Annotated in this window: 19 protein-coding genes; 9 read left to right on the top strand and 10 right to left on the bottom strand. The window is 69.0% G+C overall.

Translation table 11 applies throughout. The features are described from left to right. Positions 1-5 precede the first annotated feature (5 nt). Both H5T77_RS08070 and H5T77_RS08065 read left to right on the top strand, forming a co-directional pair. Positions 6-1,298 carry a glycoside hydrolase family 3 N-terminal domain-containing protein gene (locus H5T77_RS08070; protein ID WP_292647388.1) on the top strand — a complete coding sequence of 431 codons (1,293 nt, stop codon included), beginning with the start codon at positions 6-8 and terminating at the stop codon, positions 1,296-1,298. Between the two features lie 114 nt (positions 1,299-1,412). After that, positions 1,413-2,552 (top strand): DNA polymerase IV, encoded by a 1,140-nt coding sequence (locus H5T77_RS08065; protein WP_292647385.1) that lies wholly within the window; start codon positions 1,413-1,415, stop codon positions 2,550-2,552. Positions 2,553-2,603: 51 nt separating this feature from the next. On the opposite strand, the gene H5T77_RS08060 is transcribed toward H5T77_RS08065, so the two are convergent. The 4 genes from H5T77_RS08060 to H5T77_RS08045 all read right to left on the bottom strand — a co-directional run bounded on the left by H5T77_RS08060 (position 2,604) and on the right by H5T77_RS08045 (position 7,591). Next, positions 2,604-3,551 (bottom strand): sigma-70 family RNA polymerase sigma factor, encoded by a 948-nt coding sequence (locus H5T77_RS08060; protein ID WP_292647383.1) that lies wholly within the window; start codon positions 3,549-3,551, stop codon positions 2,604-2,606. A gap of 202 nt (positions 3,552-3,753) precedes the next feature. Next, the gene (locus H5T77_RS08055) at positions 3,754-5,889 is read right to left on the bottom strand and encodes a S9 family peptidase (RefSeq protein ID WP_292647381.1); all 2,136 of its coding nucleotides are present in this window, start codon (positions 5,887-5,889) and stop codon (positions 3,754-3,756) included. 10 nt (positions 5,890-5,899) lie between these two features. Beyond that, complete coding sequence (locus H5T77_RS08050; protein ID WP_292647379.1) at positions 5,900-6,109, bottom strand: hypothetical protein; 210 nt, start codon at positions 6,107-6,109, stop codon at positions 5,900-5,902. 171 nt (positions 6,110-6,280) lie between these two features. Continuing rightward, positions 6,281-7,591 (bottom strand): DNA polymerase IV, encoded by a 1,311-nt coding sequence (locus tag H5T77_RS08045; protein ID WP_292647376.1) that lies wholly within the window; start codon positions 7,589-7,591, stop codon positions 6,281-6,283. A gap of 147 nt (positions 7,592-7,738) precedes the next feature. Here H5T77_RS08045 and H5T77_RS08040 point away from each other — a divergent pair, with 147 nt between their 5' ends. Further along, a complete protein-coding gene (locus tag H5T77_RS08040) occupies positions 7,739-8,662 on the top strand; it encodes a DUF4192 domain-containing protein (protein WP_292647373.1) in 924 nt (307 codons plus the stop codon). On the opposite strand, the gene H5T77_RS08035 is transcribed toward H5T77_RS08040, so the two are convergent. After that, positions 8,659-9,123 carry a hypothetical protein gene (locus tag H5T77_RS08035; RefSeq protein ID WP_292647371.1) on the bottom strand — a complete coding sequence of 155 codons (465 nt, stop codon included), beginning with the start codon at positions 9,121-9,123 and terminating at the stop codon, positions 8,659-8,661. The genes H5T77_RS08040 and H5T77_RS08035 overlap by 4 nt on opposite strands. An 84-nt stretch (positions 9,124-9,207) precedes the next feature. Between H5T77_RS08035 and H5T77_RS08030 the strand changes: the two genes are divergently transcribed. The 3 genes from H5T77_RS08030 to H5T77_RS08020 all read left to right on the top strand — a co-directional run bounded on the left by H5T77_RS08030 (position 9,208) and on the right by H5T77_RS08020 (position 13,597). Beyond that, positions 9,208-9,786: an HhH-GPD-type base excision DNA repair protein gene (locus H5T77_RS08030; protein ID WP_292647368.1), complete on the top strand. Its 579-nt coding sequence runs from the start codon at positions 9,208-9,210 to the stop codon at positions 9,784-9,786. A 333-nt stretch (positions 9,787-10,119) separates the two neighbouring features. Further along, the gene (locus H5T77_RS08025) at positions 10,120-11,490 is read left to right on the top strand and encodes an RNA polymerase sigma factor (RefSeq protein WP_472850341.1); all 1,371 of its coding nucleotides are present in this window, start codon (positions 10,120-10,122) and stop codon (positions 11,488-11,490) included. A 136-nt stretch (positions 11,491-11,626) separates the two neighbouring features. Further along, entirely contained in the window at positions 11,627-13,597 is a 1,971-nt protein-coding gene (locus H5T77_RS08020) for an N-acetylmuramoyl-L-alanine amidase (protein WP_292647365.1), read from the top strand. A gap of 120 nt (positions 13,598-13,717) precedes the next feature. Here H5T77_RS08020 and H5T77_RS08015 read toward each other — a convergent pair whose 3' ends face one another. Continuing rightward, positions 13,718-14,218 carry a DUF456 domain-containing protein gene (locus H5T77_RS08015; RefSeq protein ID WP_292647363.1) on the bottom strand — a complete coding sequence of 167 codons (501 nt, stop codon included), beginning with the start codon at positions 14,216-14,218 and terminating at the stop codon, positions 13,718-13,720. An 88-nt stretch (positions 14,219-14,306) separates the two neighbouring features. Beyond that, entirely contained in the window at positions 14,307-14,513 is a 207-nt protein-coding gene (locus tag H5T77_RS08010; protein WP_179657270.1) for a DUF7455 domain-containing protein, read from the bottom strand. A 481-nt stretch (positions 14,514-14,994) separates the two neighbouring features. Between H5T77_RS08010 and H5T77_RS08005 the strand changes: the two genes are divergently transcribed. The 3 genes from H5T77_RS08005 (at position 14,995) to H5T77_RS07995 (ending at position 17,986) form a co-directional block, all read left to right on the top strand. Continuing rightward, the gene (locus tag H5T77_RS08005) at positions 14,995-16,989 is read left to right on the top strand and encodes a DNA gyrase/topoisomerase IV subunit B (protein ID WP_292647356.1); all 1,995 of its coding nucleotides are present in this window, start codon (positions 14,995-14,997) and stop codon (positions 16,987-16,989) included. Between the two features lie 16 nt (positions 16,990-17,005). Then, entirely contained in the window at positions 17,006-17,416 is a 411-nt protein-coding gene (locus tag H5T77_RS08000; RefSeq protein WP_292647353.1) for a hypothetical protein, read from the top strand. 117 nt (positions 17,417-17,533) lie between these two features. After that, positions 17,534-17,986: a PaaI family thioesterase gene (locus tag H5T77_RS07995; RefSeq protein WP_292647432.1), complete on the top strand. Its 453-nt coding sequence runs from the start codon at positions 17,534-17,536 to the stop codon at positions 17,984-17,986. A 57-nt stretch (positions 17,987-18,043) separates the two neighbouring features. Here the strand turns inward: H5T77_RS07995 and tuf are convergent, their stop codons facing one another. From tuf to H5T77_RS07980, 3 genes are all read right to left on the bottom strand, one after another. Further along, positions 18,044-19,231: an elongation factor Tu gene (gene tuf / locus H5T77_RS07990; protein ID WP_292647350.1), complete on the bottom strand. Its 1,188-nt coding sequence runs from the start codon at positions 19,229-19,231 to the stop codon at positions 18,044-18,046. 374 nt (positions 19,232-19,605) lie between these two features. After that, entirely contained in the window at positions 19,606-21,870 is a 2,265-nt protein-coding gene (locus tag H5T77_RS07985; RefSeq protein ID WP_292647348.1) for an FdhF/YdeP family oxidoreductase, read from the bottom strand. A 9-nt stretch (positions 21,871-21,879) separates the two neighbouring features. After that, complete coding sequence (locus H5T77_RS07980; protein WP_292647347.1) at positions 21,880-24,513, bottom strand: ABC transporter permease; 2,634 nt, start codon at positions 24,511-24,513, stop codon at positions 21,880-21,882. Positions 24,514-24,521: the final 8 nt, after the last annotated feature.

Genomic DNA, 24,521 nt, shown 5'->3' with positions numbered 1-24,521 from the left:
GTTGGATGCGACCGGTGATCGCCGGGGCCGTGCTGGCCCTGTCGGCCGGTGCGGGCGCCGCGGCGGTGACCGTCGGCTTCCCGACGAGGGCCGACGTCGAGCCGAGCGGGCCGGTCGCTGCCTCCCCGAAGGAAGACCCGAAGAAGGACACCACGGCGCTCGCCTGGGGTCCGACCCGCGGTGAGCTCGCGACCGCCCGTGAGCTGGTGGCGGGCTGGGACGAGAAGCGGCTCGCCGGTCAGGTGATCGTCGGCCGCTACCACGGCACGGACCCGGCCAAGGCCGCGAAGATGGTGCGCAAGCTCCACCTCGCCGGGGTCAGCGTCACCGGCGAGAACGTGGTCGACGAGGCACAGGTGCGTGAGACGACCGCTGCGGTCAACGAGGCCGTCGCCGCCGACGGCCGCACGATCCCGGCGGTGATCGGCGTCGACCAGGAGGGTGGCGTGGTCTCCCACCTGCGCGGCGTGGCCACCGAGTTCCCGGAGTTCGCGCGCACCGGCGACGCCATCGAGGCCAAGCCGCGCAAGGGCGTCCCGGTGACGACCGAGGCAGCGCGCACGACGGCGCTCGAGCTTCGAGACCTGGGCTTCACCTGGGCGTTCGCGCCGGTCGCCGACGTGACCGTGGGCGCGACCGACCCGACGATCGGGTCGCGCTCGCCGAGCGAGGACAAGAAGATCGCCGCCGCGGCCGTATCCGCGGCCGTGCAGGGCTACAACGCCGCCGGCCTGGTCTCCACCACCAAGCACTTCCCGGGCCATGGCGCGGTCACCGGCGACACCCACCTCGGGCTCCAGGAGCTCGACTTCGGGATGAAGAAGCTGAAGCGCCGTGACCTGGTGCCCTTCGACGCGGCGGTGGACGCCGGCGCTCCGGCCGTCATGATCAGCCACGTCGACGTGAAGGCGGTGGCCCCCGGTGTGCCGGCCAGTATGGCGCCCCCGATCTACGACCTGCTCCGCGACGACCTCGGCTTCGAGGGCATCGCGATCACCGACTCGCTGGGGATGGGTGCGGTCACGACCACCACCAAGAAGCCCGCGGTGGTCGCGCTCGAGGCCGGCGCCGACCTTCTGCTGATGCCCGCCAACTCCCGGGCCGCCCACCGCAGCGTCGTCAAGGCCCTCCGCTCCGGTCGCCTCGACCGGGAACGGGTCGAGGAGGCCGCGGCCAAGGTCGTCGCCATGCAGATGTGGCAGCAGCGCACCGCCGAGGCGGTCCCGGTGCCCGGTGACGTACGCAAGCAGGCGGAGAAGGCCTCTGAGGCCCTCTCCGAGGCCGGCTCCGAAGGCTGACCCCAACCGGGCCCGTTCGTGGCACCATCGGTGCATGAGCGAGCGTCAGCGAGCGACGATAGGCCTCATTCCGCCGCCTCCGTATCCTCGGCGTTCTCGCACGGAGGCGGCGGAATGAGCGTCGTCCTTCACGTCGACCTCGACCAGTTCATCGCGGCGGTCGAGGTGCTGCGCCGGCCCGAGCTCGCCGGCAAGCCGGTGATCGTGGGCGGGCGCGGCGACCCGGCCGAGCGAGCGGTCGTCTCGACGGCGTCCTATGAGGCCCGGGCGTACGGCGTCGGCTCGGGCATGCCGCTGCGCCTGGCGGTGCGGAAGTGTCCCGATGCGGTGCTGCTGCCGGTCGATCACGTCGCCTACGACGAGGCCTCCGTGGGCGTCATGGACACGCTGCGGTCGCTGGAGTGGGGCGGCGTACCGGTCCTGGTCGAGGTCCTCGGCTGGGACGAGGCGTTCCTGGGGCCGGGCCCGGGACATGGCGAGCTCGGCGATCCGGCGGCCTTCGCCTGGGACGTACGCGACGTCGTGCTCGCCCGCACCCGTCTGCACAGCGGGGTCGGCGTGGGCGACAACAAGCTGCAGGCGAAGCTCGCCACCGGGTTCGCCAAGCGGCGGGTCGACGGAGCCGTCGCGCGCGAGGCCGGGGCGGGCGGCCACGAGCCCGGACCGGCCGGGCAGCTGCGGGGGAGCGGCGTCTACCGGATCACGCACGAGACCTGGGACGCCGAGATGGGGCATCTTCCGACGGACGCGCTGTGGGGGATCGGGGCGAAGACCGCCAAGCGGCTCGCCGGGCTCGGGATCGAGACGGTCGCCGAGCTGGGAGCCGCCTCGGCGGAGCGGCTGGCCGCCGAGATCGGTCCCACGACCGGCCCCTGGCTGCGCCGCTTGGGCCGTGGCGCCGACACCAGCCCCGTGGACCCCTCGCCCTGGGTCGCCCGCGGTCACGGCCACGAGGAGACGTTCCAGCAGGATCTCGTCGAGTGGCCCGACATCGTCGCCGCGACCAGGCGGCTCTGTGGCGAGTGCCTGGCCGACGTGGTCAAGGAGGACCGGCCGGTGACCAGGGTCGAGATCAAGGTGCGGTTCAAACCGTTCTTCACCGTCACTCGCGGCCACAAGCTCCCCGAGCCCACCCTCGACGCTGACCGGCTCGCCGACGAGGCCGAGGCGCTCCTCGAGCGGGTCGAGAAGGACCGCCCGGTCCGCCTGATCGGCGTACGCCTGGAGATGGCCCCGCCGCCCGGAGGCTACTGACCGCCACAACTACAGATTCGGCGCCCCCGAAGGAGCGCCGAATCTGATTGGTCAGGCCGCCAGGTCAGGGTCGGCGAAGCGGCGCAGCTTCTGCAGCGCCTCGCGCTCGAGCTGGCGTACGCGCTCGGCGGAGATGCCGTGCTTGACGCCGATGTCGGCGAGCTTGTGCTGGCGCCCGTCGGTGAGCCCGTAGCGGGACCGGACGATGTCGGCGGAACGATCGTCGAGCTGGCCGACCAGCGAGTTGAGCCGCTCGCGCGACTCGACGTCGATCACGTCCATGTCGGGGCCGGGGGCCGACTCCTGAGCCATCAGGTCACCCAGCGAGGTGTCGCCGTCCTCGTCGATGGGCGTGTCGAGCGAGACGTGGTCACGACCCCAGGAGAGCAGGTCGAGCACCCGGTCGATGTCCATGCCGAGCTCGGTGGCGATCTCCTCCGGCTCCGGGTCGCGGCCGAGCTGACGCTCCAGGGTGCGGCGGGCGCCGCCGACCTGGTTGAGCTCCTCGACGACGTGGACCGGAAGCCGGACCACACGCGCCTGCTGGGCGATGCCACGGGTGATCGCCTGGCGCACCCACCACGTCGCGTACGTCGAGAACTTGTAGCCCTTGGTGTAGTCGAACTTCTCCACAGCCCTGATCAGGCCGGTGTTTCCCTCCTGGATCAGGTCGAGCATAGGCATCTGCGCGCGGCCGTACTTCCGCGCGATGGACACCACCAGTCGCAGGTTGGCGTTGATGAACTCACGGGTGGCGCGGTGGCCCTCCTCGGCCAGCCACTCCAGCTCGGCTCGGGTGGCTCCGCCGGGTGCCTTCTTGCGGCCGACGCGACCCTCGGCCAGGAGGTGCTCGGCCATCAGGCCGGCCTCGATCGCCTTGGACAGCTCAACCTCTTTGGCAGCATCCAGGAGATCGTTGCGCGCGATCTCGTCGAGATACAGACCGACGCTGTCGCGGCCTTCGATCTCGCGGGTCACGGTTGCGGTGCGTGTCGCCATGGGAACCTCCTCACGGTGAGGTTTGTGGCCTCACGGTGTTCAACGCTTCGCCCCTCCCAGGTGTTCCCTGGTAGAGCGCCTTGTCATCGATCCGACTTCGATCTCTTGTCCGGTTCGACGTACGCCAGGGGCGATAAGTTGCATCATGAGGTGAATCTCAGGGGTTTCTCATGGAGTACCCCGAGAACCGTTCAGATATGCCCTACGAAGGGGTCACCTGATCGATCATCCAGGCAAGGCTGAACGCCCGGTCCTCCCACGCCTTGTAGCGCCCCGAGACTCCTCCGTGTCCGGCCGCCATCTCCGTCTTCAGGAGCACGTCACCGGGATTCTCCGCCACGGCCCGCAGCTTCGCGACCCATTTGGCGGGCTCGACGTAGAGCACCCGGGTGTCGTTGATGCTGGTCTCGGCCAGGATCGGCGGATAGTGCTGGGCGGCGACGTTCGTGTAGGGGTCGTAGGAGGCCATGTAGTCGTAGGTCTCCTTGTCGGCCTCCGGGTTGCCCCACTCGTCGTACTCGGTGACGGTCAGCGGCAGCGTCGCGTCGAGCATCGTGGTCAGCGCGTCCACGAACGGCACGGCGGCGACGATCGCACCCACGGCGTCGGGTGCCTGGTTGGCGACCGCGCCCATCAGCAGACCGCCGGCGCTGCCGCCCTCGGCGATGATCTGGTTGGGCGTCGACCAGCCGGACTCGGCCAGGTGGCGGGCACAGGCGATGTAGTCGGAGAAGGTGTTCTGCTTCTTGAGCATCTTGCCGTCGTCGTACCAGGCCCGGCCCATCTCCCCGCCGCCGCGGATGTGGGCGATCGCGAACCCGATCCCGCGGTCCAGCAGGCTCAGCCGGGCGATCGAGAAGTAGGGATCCATGCTGGCTTCGTAGGAGCCGTAGGCGTAGAGCAGCACCGGGATCGGCCCCGCCTCGTGGAGCCCCTTCTTCGCCACGATCGAGATCGGCACCCGTACGCCGTCCTCGGCCGTGGCCCAGAGGCGGTGCTCCTCGTAGTCGTCGCGGTCGTAGCCGCCGAGCACCGGGGCCTGCTTGCGCAGGGTCAGCTCGCGGCTGCGTACGTCGTAGTCGAAGACGGAGGCCGGGGTGCGCATCGTGGTGTAGCCGAGCCGCACGACGGGGGAGTCGAAGGCCGGGTTGGAGCCGGAGCCGATGGTGTAGAGCTCGTCGTCGAACTTCACCAGGTAGTCGTCGGTCACGCCGGCGTCGCCGAGCTCCAGGATGCGGAGCTGGGTCAGGCCCTCGCTGCGCTGGTGCACGACCAGGTGGCCGGCGAAGGCGTCGACGTCCTCGAGGCGTACGCCCTGGGTGTGGGGGATCAGCGGCTGCCACTGGTCGCGCTGGGTTGGCGCGACCGGGGCGGTCGCGATCTCGAAGTCGGGGCCCGACACGTTGTGGGTGACCAGGAAGACGTCCTCGCCGGCGATGGTGGCGTGCTCCAGGGAGTACTCGACGCCTTCCTCGCGGGCGGCGAAGACCTGCCAGCCGGCGTCGGGGTCGTCGAGGTCGAGGAAGCGGTACTCGGCGGTGATCTTCGCGGCGGTGCCGATGAACATGAACCGGTCGGACTTGGTCCGCCCCACGCCGACCCAGAACCGGTCGTCGGTCTCGTGGTAGACGAGCTCGTCCTGGTCCTGGGCGGTGCCGAGACGGTGGCACCAGATCTTGTCGGCGCGCCAGGACTCGTCGGCGGTCGTGTAGTAGAGCGCGGAGGACTCGCGGTCCCAGGTGGCGCCGCCGTGGACGTTGGTGAGCTCGTCGGTGAGCAGCTCGCCGGTGGTCAGGTCCTTGACGCGTACGGTGTAGCGCTCGTCGCCGGCCACGTCGACCGCGTAGGCGAGCAGGGTGGTGCTCGGGCTCACGCTGGAGCCGCCGAGGCTGAAGAACTCGTGGCCCTCGGCGAGCGCGTCGAGATCGAGCAGCACCTCCTCGCCGGGGAGCGCGGGCTGGTCGTGGGTGACGTCGGCCGGGGTCGGCGGAGTCCAGTCGTCGGGGTCGGCCACCTTGACCCGGCAGCTCGCGCCGTACTGCTTCCCCTCGAAGCTTCGGCCGTAGTACCAGTGGCCGCGCGACCGCGTCGGCACGCTCAGGTCGGTCTCGAGGGTGCGCGCCTTGATCTCCTCGAAGATCTGGGTGCGCAGGTCGGAGAGGTGGTCGGTCTGCTGCTCGGTGTAGGCGTTCTCGGCCTCGATGTAGGCGATGACCTCGGGATTCTCCTTCTCGCGAAGCCATTCGTAGTCATCGGTCCGGGTCAGGCCGTGGAACTGCTTGGCCGAGGGCTTCTTGGGTGCGATCGGCCAGGGCGTCGACGGGAGGGCTTCAGACATGAATGTGACCCTATCTTCGGTGAGGTGAGGAGTCGGCGAGCGCCCGCTCGAGCGCGTCCCTCACCTGCGAGTCGCTGCATCCGAGCGCACGAGCGGAGGCGACGTACGTCCGGGCCTTGGCGAGCAGCGGATCGGCCGCCGGCCGCGCACTGCCGATGAGCCGGGTGAGGAGTAGCACGGCAACGACGAGAGCCGGCTCGATCAGTCCGATGCCGAGCACAGGGCCTCCTTCAGGCAATTTGTGCCAAGCGTCCGATACAAGCCGATTGTGTCTACTGAGTGACCCAAGCTCGGTGTTCTAGCAGCCCGCGCTATCGCACACTGTTGTCGGTTGCCGCGATACTGCACGGGCCGGCCGGGACGGCGCAGCACAGAGCGGGGGAGCGGCACCTCAGGACTCGGTGAAGGGCTGCAGGTCGGGATCGTCGACGGCGTAGGACTTCACCGGACCGGCGGGAGTCTCGGCGGTCTCGAAGCGCACGGTCACGACACCTCGCCCCGAGCCCCACACCCAACCTCGGCCCAGCTCCGCGTGGACGACGTCCATCCCTGCCGCCCAGGTCGGCCGCCGTGCCGGCTCGGGCAGCGGCAGGTCCGGCTCGGTGTCCTCGTCGGTGTCGTCGCCGAAGAGGTCTTCCTGGATCCAGTCGGCGAGACCGGAGACGCCCACCCCGAGAAGGCGTACGCCGCCGGCTGTCTCGCCGGCGGTGAACAGCTCGCCGAGCAGAGCTCTGGCCAGGCGGGCGATGGCGCCGGCCTGGTCGGTCGGGCCGGGGAGGGTCGCCGAGCGGTTGATCGTGGTGAAGTCGTAGAGCCTGACCTTGATCGTGATCGTGCGGCCCGAGAGACCGCTCTTCTTCAGCCGCGCGGCGACCTCGGTGGCCTGGCGGGTGAGGATCTGCTCCATCAGCGGCCGGTCGGTCAGGTCGGTGTCGTAGGTGCCCTCCACGCTGACCGACTTCGCCTCACGCTCGGGCTCGACGCGCCGGTCGTCCTGGGCCCTGGCCAGCTGGTGGAGGTTGGTGCCGTGGGACCTGCCCACCAGGCGTACGAGCTCCTCGACGCTGACCTGCTCCAGGTCGGCCACCGTGTGGATGCCTGCGCGGCGTAGGCGCTCGGTGGTGGCCGGGCCGACGCCGGGGATCACCTTGACGTTCATCGGGCGGAGCAGGTCGAGCTCGGTGCCGGGTGCTACCACGACCAGGCCGTCGGGCTTGTCGAGGTCGCTGGCGATCTTGGCGATGAACTTCGAGCTGGCCAGCCCGACGCTCGCGCTCAGGCCGCCGGTGACCTCGGCGACCTCGGCGCGGATCCGAGCCGCGGTCTCGGTCACGGTCTCGACCTCCAGGTCAGGGAGGTCGGCGGCGGCGAGATCGACGAAGGCCTCGTCGAGGGAGAGCGGCTCGACCAGCGGCGACAGCTCGCGCAGGATCCCGAAGACCTGCTCGCTGACCTTCTTGTACGCATGGAAGCGCGGGTAGAGGAAGGCGGCGTGTCCGCACAGGGCCCTGGCCTCCCGCGTCGACATCGCCGAGCGGACACCGAAGACCCTGGCCTCGTAGGAGGCCGTGCTGACCACGCCGCGGCCGCTGATGCCGCCCACGACCACCGGTTTGCCGCGTAGGGACGGCTTGTCGCGCTGCTCGACGGAGGCGTAGAACGCGTCGAGGTCGAGGTGCATCACCGACGCGTTCGGTCTCATGGTGGCAACCTATCTGGCAGCGCGGACAGTCTGTCTCGGGCTGCCTCGGGCCGTTGACCGTCCACACGTGCGACTGGGGACGAGGTTGTCCACAGGCCCGGCTATTGACGAAGAAACTGTCGGTGGGTCGCGGGGAGTGTGGTCGGTATGACCACGAAACTCTCCATCGCCCGCCCCGAGGACGTCTTGGCGGCAGTCCCTGTCCTGCTCGGGTTCCAGCCCGAGAAGTCGATCGTCATGCTGACGTTCGGCGGTGTCCACCAGGTCCACGGCCGGATCGACCTGCCGCCTCCCGACGAGGTCGAGGTCTGTCTCGACAGTCTCCTCCTGCCCGCGATCCGCCATCAGGTACGCGGTGTCCTGCTCGTCCTCTACGACAGCGGTCCGCGCTTCGGCGCGAAGCTCGCTCGCCGTCTGGCCGAGAGGCTCGCCGAGAGCGAGATCGACCTGATCGGCTGCCTGCGGGTCCAGGGTGGGCGGTGGTTCGACCCGCTCGGGTTCCATGACGTCCCCGCCGACGGTGTGCCCTTCGATGTCGACGTGCACCCGATCCTCGCCCAGGCGGTCTACGACGGCCACCTGGTGCGCCGCTCCCGCACCGAGCTGGCCACCTCCATCGCTGCCGTCCCCGCGGCCGTCGCCGAGACCGAAGCGGCTCTGAGTGAGGCCCCGCCGATGAAGCTCTACGAGGTCGGCCGTCTGGTCGACGACGCGGTCGCCGGGACGGTGCTCTCGGCCGGTCAGGTCGCCTCCCTGCTGCTTGCGCTGCGTGACCCGCAGGCACGTGATGCCGCCTGGGGCGGGATGACCCGCGATGAGGCCAACGCCCACGTGCGCCTGTGGACCGATGTCGTACGCCGCAGCCCCGACGGACACGTCGCCCACCCCGCGGCGGTGCTGGCCTTCGCGGCCTGGTTGGGAGGCGACGGCGCGCTCGCCTGGTGTGCTCTCGACCGCTGCTTCGCGAGCGAGCGTCACCATGGCCTCGGGGTGCTGGTTGCGCAGATGCTCGACGGGGCGGTCGCGCCGGCCGCCTGGGAGGAGGCGCTGGGGCAGCCGGACGTGTCCTAGTCGTTGCGGTAGCGCAGCCGCTTCCACCGGCGGGCCAGCCCCGAGCGCGGATCGACCCACGCGTTGCGGGTCACGACGACGTACGTCAGGGGTGTCCGGATCTCGCGGAACGCCTGCCGGGCGGCGGCGAGCCAGCGGAGGTCGACGTCCTCGACCTGCAGGTCGCCGGCGCGGGTCAGCCACACGATCGGGTCGGGTACGCCGACCCGGCGCCGCATGCTGTGGATGATGTCGGCACGAAGCCACTGATCCGTGGGCTCGTCCTCGCGATGGGCGTGGACGACCTCCTTGCCGCCCGGGATGCCGAGATGCACGAGCGCGAGGAATGAGCGCCGGTGCTCGCTGGCGGTGTGGTCGAGCACCGCGCGTCTCAGTCGTTTCTCGAGCACCGGCGAGAGCGGCTCGTGCAGTCCTTCGACGCTCGTCTCGGATACGGCGGACATGACAGAGGTGGAGGCCATGGACCCAGAGTGCAACGGATGCCCGATCGGCGCGACCCGCTATCCACAGGTATGACCTCATGATGTGTTGCCGGATGAGGCAAGATGGCTCTCATGCCTTCGCTCAAAATCACCGGCGACGAGGCCGCTGACAAGCTGCTCTCCGAGGATCCGTTCGCGCTGTTGCTGGGCATGGCCCTCGATCAGCAGTATCGGATGGAGGATGCGTTCAAGGGCGGTCACAAGCTGGTGACCCGCCTGGGCCATCTGGATCCTGCCAAGATCGCCGAGATGGATCCCGACGAGTTCAAGACGGTCGCCTCGACCCCGCCGGCGATCCACCGGTTCCCCGGCTCGATGTCGGCGAAGGTGCAGGGGATCGCGACCATCGTCACCAACGAGTACGGCGGCGACGTCACCCGGCTGTGGACCGAGGCCAGCAGCGGCAAGGACCTGCTCAAGCGGGTCCAGGCGCTTCCGGGCTTCGGGAAGCAGAAGGCGCAGATCTTCGTCTCGCTGCTGGCCAAGCAGCTGGGAGTGCGACCCGAGGGCTGGGAAGAGGCCGTCGGGGACTACTCGCTGGATGGTTACCGTTCTGTGGCTGACGTCGTCGACGTTGACTCGTTGCAGAAGGTGCGTGACTACAAACAGCAGAAGAAGGCCGCAGCCAAAGCATCCGAATGAGTCACTGGCGGAAACGCGCCCCGGATGGGGACTGTTCACCATCACCGTGGCAGAATGAATCTGCGGCTCTTGACGACCCCGGGCCCTGCCGCGCCCAAACTGAGTTTTTGATAAGTCTCGACCAAGTTCGACGGAGAGGTGTTCGTGTCCTCGAACGCGCGCAAGATACCCGCTGAGGTACTCGCCCACCCTGCCGTGAAGGCACTGATCGACCAGGCCAAGCCGACTGGACGGGTGAGCCCAGATCAGGTCCGCCAGGCCAGCGAGGACGCCGCGGTCGAGCCCAGACACCTCAAGGCGCTGCTCGGCCACCTGAGCACGCTCGGCATCTCGGTGGACCTCGGCACCGCGGTGACCAGCCGTGCCGCGGCGGCGACGACCTCGACCCGCAAGACGACCACGGCCAAGGCGCCGGCGAAGAAGGCTGCCGCCAAGAAGGCCGAGGCTGAGAAGCCGGCCAAGAAGGCCGCGGCGAAGAAGTCCGACGTGCCCGAGCCCAAGAAGACGACAGAGATCGACGAGGACGGCGAGGAGATCATCCTCGAGGACGTCGAGGTCGATGTCGACGACATCGTGGTCGAGGACTCGGAGACCGAGACGGACGTCCCGGTCGTCGTCCCGGTCGGCCCCGACGGCAAGAAGGTGCTGCCCGACATCCCCGACGAGCAGTTCGAGAAGGACGTCGTCGCCGATCCGACGATCAAGGAGGACGAGAAGGAGGCTTCGAAGCAGAGCTTCGTCGTCTCGACCTCCGACGACACCGACGAGCCCGAGCAGACCGTCATGGTCGCCGGTGCGACCGCCGACCCGGTCAAGGACTACCTGAAGCAGATCGGCAAGGTCCCGCTGCTCAACGCCGAGATGGAGGTCGAGCTCGCCAAGCGGATCGAGGCCGGCCTCTTCGCGGAGGAGAAGCTCGGCAAGGGCGGCAAGATCACCCCGAAGATCCTCGACGAGCTCGAGTGGATCGCCGAGGACGGCAAGCGCGCCAAGAACCACCTCCTCGAGGCCAACCTGCGTCTGGTCGTCTCGCTGGCCAAGCGCTACACCGGCCGCGGCATGCTCTTCCTCGACCTGATCCAGGAGGGCAACCTCGGTCTGATCCGTGCGGTCGAGAAGTTCGACTACACCAAGGGCTACAAGTTCTCGACCTACGCGACGTGGTGGATCCGCCAGGCCATCACCCGTGCGATGGCCGACCAGGCCCGCACCATCCGTATCCCGGTGCACATGGTCGAGGTCATCAACAAGCTGGCTCGTGTCCAGCGTCAGATGCTCCAGGACTTGGGCCGCGAGCCCACCCCGGAGGAGCTCGCCAAGGAGCTCGACATGACCCCCGAGAAGGTCATCGAGGTCCAGAAGTACGGTCGCGAGCCGATCTCGCTGCACACCCCGCTGGGTGAGGACGGCGACTCCGAGTTCGGCGACCTGATCGAGGACTCCGAGGCGATCGTCCCGGCCGACGCCGTCTCGTTCACTCTGCTCCAGGAGCAGCTGCACGCGGTCCTCGACACGCTCTCCGAGCGCGAGGCCGGCGTGGTGAGCATGCGCTTCGGCCTGACCGACGGCCAGCCGAAGACTTTAGACGAGATCGGCAAGGTCTACGGGGTCACCCGCGAGCGCATCCGTCAGATCGAGTCCAAGACGATGTCGAAGCTGCGACACCCGTCGCGTTCGCAAGTGCTGCGTGACTATCTCGACTGAACCCCGTTAGTCCCACCGAACGCCTTCCCGGATATCTGGGAGGGCGTTCGCCATTTCTGCAGACTCGTCCGTAACAACTGCGGACTCCGCTAGGTTGCACGCGTCAGATTCCTGTCCTGGGAGGTTTCTCGTGCCTATGCGTCTCTCACGTCCACGCCGGCCCGTGCTGGTCGCGGCCGGAGCCCTGATCGCAGGCTTGTTCGCTGCGGTGCCGATCACCGCGGTGGCGTCGGCCTCCGAGCCCGACTGGAAGGCCTGTCTGGAAGGCTCCACCGACCGGCAGGCCGTCTTCGACCGAGCAGCCGAGACCAGCGGGGTGCCCGCCGAGGTGCTGCTGGCGGTCTCCTACATGGAGTCGCGCTGGGATGCCCATGGCGAGGCCCCGAGCACATCTGGCGGCTACGGCCCGATGCACCTCACCGACCTACCCGCGCTGGCGGAGCACACCGAGGCCCACCCAGACCCGCTCGGGAAGGGCGACGGCTCCCACCAGGAGCGCACCCCGCACCAGCGTGAGGAGGCGATCAGGCTGGGTGAGGTCGAGACGCTGCGTACGGCCAACGACATCACCGGGATCCCGGTCGCCGACCTGCGCGAGGACGCGGTCGCCAACATCTGCGGCGGTGCCGCAGTGCTGGCCGACTACCAGGAGGCCGTGGGCGGGGCCGACACTCTGGCCGACTGGAGTGCCGCGGTCGGCCGCTACAGCGGAGCCGCCGACGAGGCGACCGCGCTCCAGTTCGCCCGCCAGGTCTTCGCGACCCTGAGCGCGGGGGAGTCGCGTACGACCAACGACGGCCATCGGGTCACCTTGGCGGCCAAGCCGGTCGGGGTCAGCAAGGAGGCGATCGGACGGCTCGACCTCGCCGACTCCTCGACAGGCTCGACCGCCGAGGAGCCTGAGTGTCCGGCGACGCTCGGCTGCGAGTCGCTGCCGGCGCCGTATGCGCAGACCGGCGACACGATCGGCGACTACGGCAACCACGACCTCGGCAACCGGCCCGAGGAAGGCTCGATCGACTACATCATCATCCACGACACCGAGACCTCCTACAACGGCACCGTGAGACTGGTCCAGGACCCGACGTACCTCGGCTGGCACTACACGCTGCGCTCCGTCGACGGCCACGTCGCCCACCACATCCCTGGCAAGAACATCGGCTGGCACGCCGGAAACTGGTACGTCAACAGCCACTCGATCGGGCTCGAGCACGAGGGCTACGCGGCCAACGGTGCGTGGTACACCGAGGCGATGTACCAGACCTCGGCCTCCCTCGTCGGCTACCTGGCCGCCAAGTACGACGTCCCGCTGGACCGGGCCCACATCATCGGCCACGACCAGATCCAGGGTGTCGCGCCGGCCAACGTCGCCGGCATGCACTGGGACCCGGGCCCCTACTGGGACTGGAGCCACTACTTCGACCTGCTCCGCTCGCCGATCAAGCCCGACCGGCACTCGCGCAGCCAGATCTGGACCGTCAACCCGGACTTCGACACCAACACCGGCAACGTGATGACCGGCTGCACGGGGGCAGGCGTCCCGTGTCCGAGCGACCGAGGCACCAACTTCGTCAACGTCTACTCCGAGCCGTCCACCACGGCCCCGCTGCTGCCGGACACCGTCGTCGGTGGCTCCGCCAGGGTGTCCAACTGGGGCCCTCGCCTCGCTGCCGGGCAGAAGGTCGTCGTCAACGACCGGACCCGCTCGGACTGGTGGGGGATCTGGTTCGGCGGCAAGCAGGGGTGGATCCAGAACCCCGAAGCCGTACTCCTGCCCTCCGACGGCAAGGTCGTGACCCCGAAGGCCGGCGTCGCCGCCAAGATCTACGGCACCGCCTACCCCACGAAGGCCAGTGACTACCCCGCAGGAGTGACGCCGCGGACGATCGCGCCGCTGCAGTACACCATCCCCGCCGGTCAGCAGTACGTCCTGGCCGACGCCGACGTCCCGACCGACTACTACAAGGCGAACAACTTCAACTGCGCCGCGGTCAACGGCGTACCCGACTGCATCGTGATCAGCGGCGACACGACCTACTACCAGATCTGGTTCAACCACCGGATCGCGTACGTCATGGCCGACGACGTGACCGTCACCGACGGCTGAACGCCAGCACCGCTGGTCGAGCCGCCGGAGCCGCTAGGCGGAGGCGTGTCGAGACCAACACGGCCACCTACTGTGTTGGTCTCGACACGCTCGCTGACGCTCACGGCTCGACCGACGAACCTAGGTCAGGAACAGGCCGACGACCCAGGTGATGGTGGCGAGGGTGGCGGCGAGGGCGTCGATCAGGATGAACAGGCCGACGGCCTTCAGGGCGGTCCAGGTGGAGGCCCAGGCGTCGCCCGCGTTGCCGCCGTGGCGGCGCAGCTCGGCCAGGAAGACGCCGATGGGGAAGCCGATGAAGACGCCGACGACCGGGATCACGAAGAAGCCGATGATGGCGAGGATCCCGCCGGCGATCTGGGTGGACAGCGGCATCCCGGAGTCCTTGAGATGCTTGCCGGGGATGGCGTACTTGGTGATCAGCCCGATGGCGATGAAGGCGGCGGCGATACCGAAGACCACCCAACCGGCGGACTCTCCCAGCCAGATGGCCCAGCCGAGGATGGCGGCGGCGACGAGCAGCGCACCCCCTGGCAGGACCGGGACGATGATGCCAGCGATGCCGAAGGCGATGACCAGCGCGACGATGCCAACGACGATGGATTCAGGGACGGGACTCACGGAGCGAACCCTAGCCCTGTGATCGGGCGAGGTAAGCCAAAGGCCCGGACCATGGTGGTCCGGGCCTTCGCACGAGTTGGTGGGCGGGTCAGCTCTTCTCGGTGAGCTTGTGGGTCTCGTCGATGATGGAGCTCGCGATCTCCTTGAGCTTCTCACCGTGCTCGCGGGCGTGATGAGCGCAGAACAGGAGTTCGCCGCCGGAGTGGAGCTCCGCGCGTACGTAGGCCTGCGCTCCGCACCGGTCGCAACGGTCCTCGGACGTGAGCGGCGAGCTGGTGGCAACGGCAGTGGTCACATCGGCCTCATTTCTGAATCATGGTTGCGCCGGGATAACGTACGTGAGCCTTGGAAGATTCCCTAGGTCGCTAGCGTCTCTTCGCGGACTCTTATCGCCGCCGCACCTCTAATCCTTGCAGTTGTCGCTCCAAGTCGGGGATCCGGGTCGGAACCTACCCCGCGGGACATCGCTGTCCGTGAGAGACATTCTTACCTGTCGACCGACCATTTCGTGCATCGAAACCCGCAAGTTCCGCGTAACGGACCGGTCACAACGTAGATGTGCCGCTCGACGGCGCACCGGCCCGTTGCCGCGTGCCTGCGTGAGAGCCGGGCGTGTCGCACGGTAGATTTCATCTGAGCAACCCCCCCACGCAGCTGCACCGAGAAACAGCGCAGTTACGCAGTACAGCCAGGAGCCGATCATCTCTGACAACACCTACAACGCCGCGCACCTCCTCGTCCTCGAGGGCCTGGAGGCGGTTCGCAAGCGTCCCGGTATGTACATCGGCTCGACGGATACCCGCGGCCTCATGCACTGCCTGTGGGAGATCATCGACAACGGCGTCGACGAGGCGCTGGCCGGCTACGCCCATCACGTCGAGGTCACGATGCACCCCGACGGCTCGGTGGAGGTCTACGACGACGGCCGCGGCATCCCGACCGACAAGGAGCCCCGCACCGGTCTCCCCGGCGTCGAGGTGGTCGCGACCAAGCTGCACGCGGGCGGAAAGTTCGGTGGCGGCTCCTACAACGCCACCGGCGGTCTGCACGGTGTCGGTCTCTCGGTCGTCAACGCGCTCTCCAGCCGGATGGACATCGACGTGGACCGCTCGCCGGCCCAGCAGGGCCTGTCGTTCCGCCGTGGTGTGCCCGGCATCTTCGACGGCGACGGCCCGACCGCCGGCTTCACGCCGCAGAGCGGCCTTACCCGCAAGGGCAAGCGGGTCGCGAAGGGCAAGACCGGCACCCGGATCCGGTTCTGGCCGGACAAGCAGATCTTCACCAAGGACGCGCGCTTCGAGCTCGAGGGGCTGCTCGGCCGCGCCCGGCAGACCAGCTTCATCGTCCCCGGCCTCGAGCTGGTCATCCGTGACCTGTCCGGGTCCGGCAACGAGGGCCCGCTCGAGGAGAAGTTCCGCCACGACGGCGGCATCGCCGAGTTCGTCGACTTCCTGGCCAAGGACGAGCCGGTCAGCGGCGTACTCCGCCTGCAGGGTTCGGACACCTTCACCGAGACCGTGCCGATGCTCGACGACGCCGGTCACATGACCCCGCAGGACGTCGAGCGCGAGCTCGGCGTCGACATCGCGGTGCGGTGGGGCAGCGGCTACGACACCGAGATCCGTTCCTTCGTCAACGTGATCGCCACCCCGAAGGGCGGCACCCACGTCAGCGGCTTCGAGAACGCGATGACGAAGACGTTCAACGACGCCATGCGCGCCGCCAAGGTGCTCAAGGTCAACGACAAGGACATCGTCAAGGAGGACGTCCTCGAGGGGCTGACCTCGGTGGTGACGGTGCGTCTGGCCGAGCCGCAGTTCGAGGGGCAGACCAAGGAGATCCTCGGCACCCCGGCCGCTCGCAGCGTGGTGCGCAAGGTCGTGGCCGCGGAGATGAAGAAGTTCCTCGTCGACTCGCGCGGTGCGCAGAAGCAGCAGGCCAAGCTGGTGATGGAGAAGGTCTACTCCGCCTCCAAGACCCGCCTCTCGCTGCGTCAGCAGAAGGAGAACCAGCGGCGCAAGAACGCGCTGGAGTCCTCCGCGCTGCCCTCCAAGCTTGCCGACTGCCGCACCACCGACGACCGCGCCGAGCTGTTCATCGTCGAGGGTGACTCCGCGCTCGGCACCGCCAAGGTGGCCCGCAACTCCGAGTTCCAGGCGCTGCTGCCGATCCGCGGCAAGATCCTCAACGTCCAGAAGGCCTCGGTCGGCGACATGCTGAAGAACGCCGAGTGCTCCTCGATCATCCAGGTGGTCGGGACCGGCACCGGTCGCGGCTTCGACCTGGACGCGGCGCGCTACGGCAAGATCATCTTCATGGCCGACGCCGACTCCGACGGCGCCCACATCCGTACGCTGCTGGCGACTCTGTTCTTCAAGTACATGCCCGAGCTGATCGCGGCGGGCAAGGTCTACACCGCGGTCCCGCCGCTGCACCGGATCGAGATCTCCAACCCCAAGAAGGGGATGGACAAGTACATCTACACCTACTCCGACCAGGAGCTGCAGCGGAGGCTCGCCGAGCTGAAGAAGAAGAACGTCTCCTGGAAGGACCCGGTGCAGCGCTACAAGGGTCTGGGTGAGATGGACGCCGACCAACTGGCCGAGACCACGATGGATCCGCGCCACCGTACGCTTCGCCGGCTGACGTTGGACGACGCCGACGCGGCCGCTGCGGTCTTCGACCTGCTGATGGGCTCAGAGGTGGCACCGCGCAAGGAGTTCATCGTCGCCGGGGGCGGTCAGCTCTCCGAGACCGATCTCGACTTCTAGGACCGGGACAGCACCGATGGACCAGAAGGCAGCCCGGACCGCGGCGGCGAAGGCGTTCAAGGCCGGTGGCATGCCGCTGCGCAAGGGTCATCACCGGCTCGGCGACCCCAAGCGCGACGACATCGTCTGGTACATCGACCTGCGCGCTCAGGGGGCCGGGCCGAGCGCGCCGCTACGCTTCGAGATCGGGTGCTGGGTCGCCGCTCTGAACCACCCGGAGCCCGAGGGCGGTCCGGTCGACTGCCCGCTGCTGCTCGACCGTCCGGTCGCCTCGACCACCCCGGTCGAGATAGGGGAGGAGGTCGGCGAGCTCGTCGGTCTCGTCGGCGCCCTGGACTCGGTCACCGCCCTGGGCGAAGCGCTCGCGGAGGGAGCGCTGGGGCGGCCGTTGGTCGACCAATCGCTGCGTACGCTCCTGGACGGGTAGAGCCTCGACCGGCTGGGCCCGGACCAGCAGGGCGCCGTCGGCTATCCGCTGGCGGGAGGGCTTCAAGACCGGGATCGGCTGACCGGCCGGGGAGATGGTTATGGTGGCGCGGTGAAGATGATGGCGCTGCAGGACGAGTGGTGGCCGACGATGACCTGCTTCGGGTGCGGGCCGGCCAACGCCGAGGGACTCCGGCTCAAGAGCTATCCGCAGCTGGACGGGAGCGTGACCGCGACCTTCCAGCCGTGGCCGCAGCACGACAACGGCGGTGGGTTCCTCAACGGAGGGGTCATCGCGACCCTGCTCGACTGCCACAGCGCCGCCGCGGTGCACCAGGAGGCCTTCCTCAACGGCTGGATGCCCGCCGAGGGGGAGTCGCTGGCCTACGTCACGGCCGGGCTCGACGTACGCTACCGGCGGCCGGCTCCGCTCAAGGAGCCGATCACGCTGGTCGCCTCCACCAAGGACGCCAGCGAGGACCAGATCACCGCGCTGGTCAGGCTGGAGTGGGAAGGGAAGGTCCGCGCCGAGGGCGAGGCGCTGTGGAAGCGCTGGCGCCCCCGCAGCTGAGAGATGAGGGACGGCCCCCACCAGGTGAGGGCCGTCCCCATCGTCAGTCGAGCAGCTCTAGTCGAGCAGCTCGGTCACGGTGCCGGCGGCGACGGTGTGACCGCCTTCGCGGACCGCGAAGCCGAGACCGACGTTCATCGCGATCGGCTTCTCCAGCTCCACCCCGAGCTCGATCGTGTCGCCGGGCATCACCAGGGCGACCTCACCCAGGTCGATCCCGCCGGGCACGTCCGTGGTCCGGAAGTAGAACTGCGGCCGGTAGTCGGCGGCGAACGGAGTGTGCCGGCCGCCCTCGGCGGTGGACAGCGCGTGCAGGTTCGCCCGGAACCTCCGGTGCGGACGTACGCTGCCCGGCAGAGCCACGACCTGGCCACGACGGACCTCGTCGCGCTTGATGCCACGCAGCAGCACGGCCGCGTTGTCGCCGGCGTCAGCGGACTCCAGCGACTTGCCGAACGTCTCCATGCCGATCGCCGTGGTGGTGATCGTCGGGCCGAGACCCACGATCTCGACCGCGTCGCCGACCTTCAGCGACCCGCGCTCGACAGCTCCGGTGACCACCGTGCCGCGGCCGGTGATGGTGACCACGTTCTCGATCGGCATCAGGAACGGCTCACCGAGAGCGCGGTCCGGCACCGGCACGTAGTCGTCGACCGCGTCCAGCAGGTCGCCGATCGCGACGGTCCACTCCGGGTCGCCCTCCAGCGCCTTCAGCCCGGAGACCCGCACGACAGGCACGTCGTCGCCCGGGAACCCGTACTCGGAGAGGAGGTCACGGACCTCCAGCTCGACCAGGTCGAGCAGCTCCGGGTCGTCGACCATGTCGGCCTTGTTGAGCGCGACGACCAGGTACGGCACGCCCACCCGGCGTGCGAGCAGCACGTGCTCGCGCGTCTGCGGCATGGCGCCGTCCTGCGCGGAGACGACCAGGATCGCGGCGTCCACCTGGGCGGCGCCGGTGATCATGTTCTTCACGTAGTCGGCGTGCCCGGGCATGTCGACGTGCGCGTAGTGGCGGGACGCGGTCTCGTACTCGACGTGCGAGATGTTGATCGTGATCCCGCGCTGCAACTCCTCCGGGGCACGGTCGATGCCGTCGAAGGCGATGAAGCGGTTCACGCTCGGGTCGCGCTCCGCGAGCACCTTGGTGATCGCGGCGGTCAGCGTCGTCTTGCCGTGGTCGACGTGACCCATCGTCCCGATGTTGAGGTGCGGCTTGGTCCGCACGAACTGGCTCTTGGCCATGAGAGTTCCTAGGTGTGTCAGAAGATTTCGGGGTGAGCCAGGACCCTCCGGCAAGCCCTCACAGCGCTGTCACCGCGATGAGGGGGCCGGTGCGGGCCACCCTCCTCCGCGGGTCCTGAAGATCAGGAGGAGGGTCAGCCTCGAGCGCCGGTGCAATCAACTGACGGAGCCCACGTGGGAGCGCCCGTCAGGCCGATGCCTGACAGGTCGATCTCGGAAACCACGCGGAACATGCGCATCACGATAGGCATCAACACTGGCCCCGGCAACGTAATTCCCGTGCGCCGAGTCGGCGCAAACCGACGTGATCCAGCGCCGAGTCGGCGCGTCATGACGCGCCGACTCGGCGAGGATTATGGTCAGGATGAGCCGACTCAGCGGGGGTCGAGGCGCACGACGACCGACTTCGAGGTCGGGGTGCGGCTGCCGTCGGCGTAGGAGTCGAGCGGGATGAGGACGTTCGTCTCCGGGAAGTACGCCGCGGCGGAGCCTCGAGGGGTGGCGTAGGCGACGACGCGGAAGCCTTCGGCGCGGCGCTCGCCGTCGGTCCAGACCGAGACGACGTCGACGGTGTCGCCGTCGGCGATACCGAGCTCGAGGAGATCCTCGGCGTTCACGAAGACGACATGGCGCCCGCCCTTGATGCCGCGGTAGCGGTCGTCGTAGCCGTAGACGGTGGTGTTGAACTGATCGTGGGAGCGCAGCGTCTGCAGCAGCAGGTGTCCGGGGGGAGCGGAGATCGCGGTCAGCGGGTTGGCGGTGACCCGGGCCCGCCCGGTCGCGGTGTCGAAGGTGCGGGAGTCGCGCGGACCGTTGGGCAGGGCGAAGCCGCCGGGCGCCTTCAGCCGGGTCTCGAAGTCCTCGAAGCCGGGGATCACCGCGGAGATGTGCTGACGGATCCTGGAGTAGTCGCTGCCCATCGCGGCCCAGTCGACGCCCTCCGACGAGCCGAACATGGCCTCGCCGATGGCGCAGATGATGCCGACCTCGCTGCGCAGCTCCTTCGAGCCGGGCAGCAGCCGGCCGTAGGAGGCGTGGACCATGCCCATCGAGTCCTCGACGGTGACGAACTGCTCACGGCCGCCGGTCTCGTCGCGCTCGGTGCGTCCCAGGCAGGGCAGGATCAGACCCTCGCGGCCGTGGTGGAGATGGCTGCGGTTGAGCTTGGTCGAGATCTGGACGGTGAGCCCGACGTTGGCCAGCGCCGCGGTGGTGACGGCGGTGTCGGGGGTCGCCGCGGCGAAGTTGCCGCCGAGGGCGACGAAGACGTCGACGGCGCCGTCGCGCATCGCCTCGATCGCAGCGACGACGTCGAAGCCCTCCTCCCGCGGCGGCGTGATGCCGAACTCGTCGCGGACGGCGTCGAGGAACCACGCCGGCGGCTTCTCCCAGATGCCCATCGTGCGGTCGCCCTGCACGTTGGAGTGGCCCCGGACCGGGCAGGCACCCGCGCCGGGCTTGCCGATGTTGCCGCGCAGCAGCAGGAACGAGGCGATCTCGCGGATCGTGGCGACCGAGTTCTTGTGCTGGGTCAGGCCCATCGCCCAGCAGACGATGATGCGCTCGCGGCTCTCGATCAGGTCGGTCAGCGACTCGATCTCCTCGCGGGAGATGCCGCTGAGCCGGGTGATCTCGTCCCACTCCATCGCAGCCCACGCCTGCGCCGCGACCTCGAACCCGTCGGTGTGCTTCTCGATGAACGGGTGCGCGATGGCGTCGTGCTCGACGAGCAGCTTGTTGACCCCGGCGAACAGCGCCAGATCGCCGTTGACCTGGACAGGAACGTGGACGTCGGCGAGCTTGGTTCCGACACCGCTGATGCCACGTACGGTCTGCGGGTTGCGGAACCGTCCCAGCCCGGCCTCGAGGAGCGGGTTGACCGAGACGACCTTGGCGCCGTTCTCCTTGGCGGACTCGAGCGCGGTCAGCATCCGGGGGTGGTTGGTGCCGGGGTTCTGGCCGACGATGAGGATCAGGTCGGAGTGCTCAGCGAGGTCGTCGTAGGAGACCGTGCCCTTGCCGATGCCGATGACCTCGCCGAGCGCGGTGCCGCTGGACTCGTGACACATGTTGGAGCAGTCGGGCAGGTTGTTGGTGCCGAGTTGGCGGGCGAGCAGCTGATAGGCGAACGCGGCCTCGTTGGACGCCCGCCCGGAGGTGTAGAAGACGGAGCGGTCCGGCGCGGTCGCGCGCATCCGGTCGGCGATCAGCGAGATCGCCTCGGACCAGGTGATGGGGGAGTAGTGGGTGTCGCCCGGGGCGATGTACATCGGCTCGGTCAGCCGGCCCTGCGCCTCCAGCCAGTGGTCGTCGCGCTCGGCGAGCGACGCGACCGAGTTGGCCGCGAAGAAGGAACGGTCGACCCGCTTGCGGGTGGCCTCCCACGCCACCGCCTTGGCGCCGTTCTCGCAGAACTCGGCCGCCTTGCGGTGGTCGGGGTCCGGCCAAGCGCACGAGGGGCAGTCGAAGCCGCCGACCTGGTTGACCTTGAGCAGGGTCTGCAGGCTGCGTTTGGGGCCCATCTCGCGCAGTGCGTACTCCATCGAGTGCACCACTCCCGAGATTCCGACGGCGGCCGTTTCCGGCGGGCTGACGCGGAGGGTGGGCTCGGGCAGGTCGGTAGGACGTTCGGTGCTCACCCCTGCAGGCTACTCCGTGGCGATGGCCTTGAGGACGTCTTGCCTCCCCGCCCGGATCGCCGGGACGAGAGCGGCCAGTACGCCGACGGCCACGGCGACCGCCAAGAACGCGGCCAGCTGGTCGAGCGGCACCCACAGGCTGGTGAGGTCGTCGCGCAGCGCGTCGCGCAGCAGCACCCCGAAGAGCACCCCGAGAGCGAGCCCGAGGACCGCGCCGAGCACCGCGATCGTCACCGACTCCAGGGTGATCATCCGGCGCAGCTGCCCGCGGGAGAGCCCGATGGCGCGTAGCAGCCCGATCTCACGCGTACGCTCGATGACGCTGAGTCCGAGGGTGTTGACGATGCCGATCACGGCGATCACGATCGCCAGAGCGAGCAGGCCGTAGATCATGTAGAGCAGCTGGTTTACCTGCCCCTTGATCGACTCGGCGAACTCCTCCTTGTCCTGCACCGCGACCACCGGACGGTCCGCGACGAGCTTGTCGAGACGCTCGTGGACCACGGCCGGGTCGGCGCCGCGGGCGAGCAGGATGCTGAGCGAGGCGTCCTCACGCGGCACCTTCGCCTCGACGAGGTCCTCGATGCGCACGGTGATGTCTCCGGTGACCTGGGTCTCGGCGATGATCCCGCTGATCTGCGGCTGCAGCTGGCGGCCGCTGCGGAAGGTGAGGTCGATACGGTCGCCGAGCTGCCACTTGTGTTCCTTCGCGGTCTCCTCGGTGACCAGCACCTGACCGGGCTTGACGTCGTCGCTGCCCTCGAGGGCGTCCAGATCGTAGATCCGTGACATGTGCTCGTCGACGCCGAAGAGGAACGCGGGCTCGTTCTTCTTGGGATTCTGCAGATCCACCTTGCCGAGGACGGCCTGGGCCACCTGGGCGCGGGAGACGGTGGCGACGCCCTCCACCTTCTCCATCTCGTCGCCGATCGAGGCCGGGAACGGGGTGTAGGTCGGGCTCTGCACGATCAGGTCGGGCTTGAACTCCTCCTCGACGACGTCGCTGACGGAGGCGTTCATCGAGGCGGCGAGCACCCCGATCAGGGAGACCAGCGCGAGCCCGATCATCAGCGCGGAGGCGGTGGCGCCGGTGCGCCGTGGGTCGCGCATCGCGTTCTGGCCGGCCAGCTTGCCGGTCATCCCGAAGGCCAGCTCGGACAGCGTACGCAGCGCCGCCAGCACCGGACGGCCCAGGAACGCGCTGATCCAGGCGACCGAGAGGATCGAGACACCGGCCCCGACGCCGACCCACAGCGCCGGGCTCGTGGGCACCTCGAAGCCGCCGGGAAGACTGATCTCGGGGATCCCGATCCGTGGCATCGCCGCGAGCCCGAGACCGGCGGCCAGCAGGACGAGCCCCGCCGACGTACGCAGGGCGGTGGATCTGGCGGGCGGCTGGGTGTCCTCGCGCATGGCCGCCACCGGCGGGACCTTCGCCGCCCGGCGAGAGGGGAGCAGGGCTGCGGCGAGCGTGACGAGGACGCCGACGGCGTAGGAGATCCAGATGGTGCGCGGGGTGAGGACGAGGACGTCGGAGGCGATCTCGAGCCCGGCCTGGCGGAAGGCGGCGGCCAGGCCGTGGGCGAGCCCCCAGCCGGCGAGGACGCCGATGGTGGCCGCGATCAGCGACATCACCAGCGCCTCGAAGAGCACCGAGGCGGTGACCTGGCGCCGCGAGGCACCCAGGGCGCGCAGCAGCGCCAGCTGACGCGAGCGCTGCGCGATCAGGATCGAGAACGTGTTGACGATGATGAAGGCACCGACGATCACCGCGATCACCGCGAAGACGATCAGGAAGACCGAGATCACGTCGAGGAAGTCGCCGATGGCGTCCTCGGACTCCGCGACCACCTTGTCGCCGGTGACGGCCTCGAAGCCGTCCGGGACGACTGTGTTCGCCGCCTCGACCAGCTCCTTCTGGCTGACGCCGGGGGCGGCGGTCAGGGAGACGGCGGCGTAGACGTCCTTCCCCTCGGTGAACAGGTTCTGCGCGCCCGCGGTGCTGAAGACGAGCAGCTGGGCGCCGGCGGTGCCACCGCCGTTGAAGGCTGCGGTGCCGGTGAGGGTGACCTTGCGCCGGGTCTCGCCCTGGGGCGCGATGAGGGTGACCGAGTCACCCACCCGGTAGCCGGCCCTCTCCGCGGTCGCTCCGTCGAGGACGAGCTCCTTCTCGGTCTTCGGCCAGCTTCCTTCCTCGAGCTCGAGCATCGGCTCGCCGAGCAGGTTGCGGGAGCCGGTGTGGTTGAAGGCCAGCGTCGGCGCACCGGAGCTGCTGACCAGCTTGTCCTCGGTGTCGAGCACATAGAGCCCGGTGCCCTGGACGACGCCATCGGCGCGGGCGATCTCCGGCAGCGTACGCAGCCTCTCGATGGCCTCCGGCTCCAGCATCGCCTCGCTGCCGGCGCCAGGGCGAGCGGCCGCCTCTGCGGCGCTGGCGCTGTTGGCCGGGCGCACCTGAGCGTCGGGCGTGGAGCCGCTGATGATCCCGGAGAAGGTGCGGTCCAGCCCGTGGGAGAAGGTGAGTACGCCGGCCAGGAACGCCACGCCCAGCACGATCGCGAGGGTCGACATGAGCAGGCGCACCTTGTGCGCGGCGAGGTTGCGCAGCGTCAGCCGGAGCACGCCACCACCCCCGTTGCGCAAGCGCCAGG

It is taken from the genome of Nocardioides sp. (assembly GCF_014360585.1).
GTDB lineage: Bacteria > Actinomycetota > Actinomycetes > Propionibacteriales > Nocardioidaceae > Nocardioides.
The sequence above is the reverse complement of the archived record's forward strand: the minus strand, read 5'-3'. Positions and strand labels throughout refer to the sequence as shown.

What these genes read in the sequence shown, in the direction of transcription:
- H5T77_RS08070 (WP_292647388.1), top strand. Translation starts at nt 6, where the DNA reads ATGCGACCGGTGATCGCCGGGGCCGTGCTGGCCCTGTCGGCCGGTGCG.
- H5T77_RS08065 (WP_292647385.1), top strand. Translation starts at nt 1,413, where the DNA reads ATGAGCGTCGTCCTTCACGTCGACCTCGACCAGTTCATCGCGGCGGTC.
- H5T77_RS08060 (WP_292647383.1), bottom strand. Translation starts at nt 3,551, where the DNA reads ATGGCGACACGCACCGCAACCGTGACCCGCGAGATCGAAGGCCGCGAC.
- H5T77_RS08055 (WP_292647381.1), bottom strand. Translation starts at nt 5,889, where the DNA reads ATGTCTGAAGCCCTCCCGTCGACGCCCTGGCCGATCGCACCCAAGAAG.
- H5T77_RS08045 (WP_292647376.1), bottom strand. Translation starts at nt 7,591, where the DNA reads ATGAGACCGAACGCGTCGGTGATGCACCTCGACCTCGACGCGTTCTAC.
- H5T77_RS08040 (WP_292647373.1), top strand. Translation starts at nt 7,739, where the DNA reads ATGACCACGAAACTCTCCATCGCCCGCCCCGAGGACGTCTTGGCGGCA.
- H5T77_RS08035 (WP_292647371.1), bottom strand. Translation starts at nt 9,123, where the DNA reads ATGGCCTCCACCTCTGTCATGTCCGCCGTATCCGAGACGAGCGTCGAA.
- H5T77_RS08030 (WP_292647368.1), top strand. Translation starts at nt 9,208, where the DNA reads ATGGCTCTCATGCCTTCGCTCAAAATCACCGGCGACGAGGCCGCTGAC.
- H5T77_RS08020 (WP_292647365.1), top strand. Translation starts at nt 11,627, where the DNA reads ATGCGTCTCTCACGTCCACGCCGGCCCGTGCTGGTCGCGGCCGGAGCC.
- H5T77_RS08005 (WP_292647356.1), top strand. Translation starts at nt 14,995, where the DNA reads ATGTACATCGGCTCGACGGATACCCGCGGCCTCATGCACTGCCTGTGG.
- H5T77_RS08000 (WP_292647353.1), top strand. Translation starts at nt 17,006, where the DNA reads ATGGACCAGAAGGCAGCCCGGACCGCGGCGGCGAAGGCGTTCAAGGCC.
- H5T77_RS07995 (WP_292647432.1), top strand. Translation starts at nt 17,534, where the DNA reads ATGATGGCGCTGCAGGACGAGTGGTGGCCGACGATGACCTGCTTCGGG.
- tuf (WP_292647350.1), bottom strand. Translation starts at nt 19,231, where the DNA reads ATGGCCAAGAGCCAGTTCGTGCGGACCAAGCCGCACCTCAACATCGGG.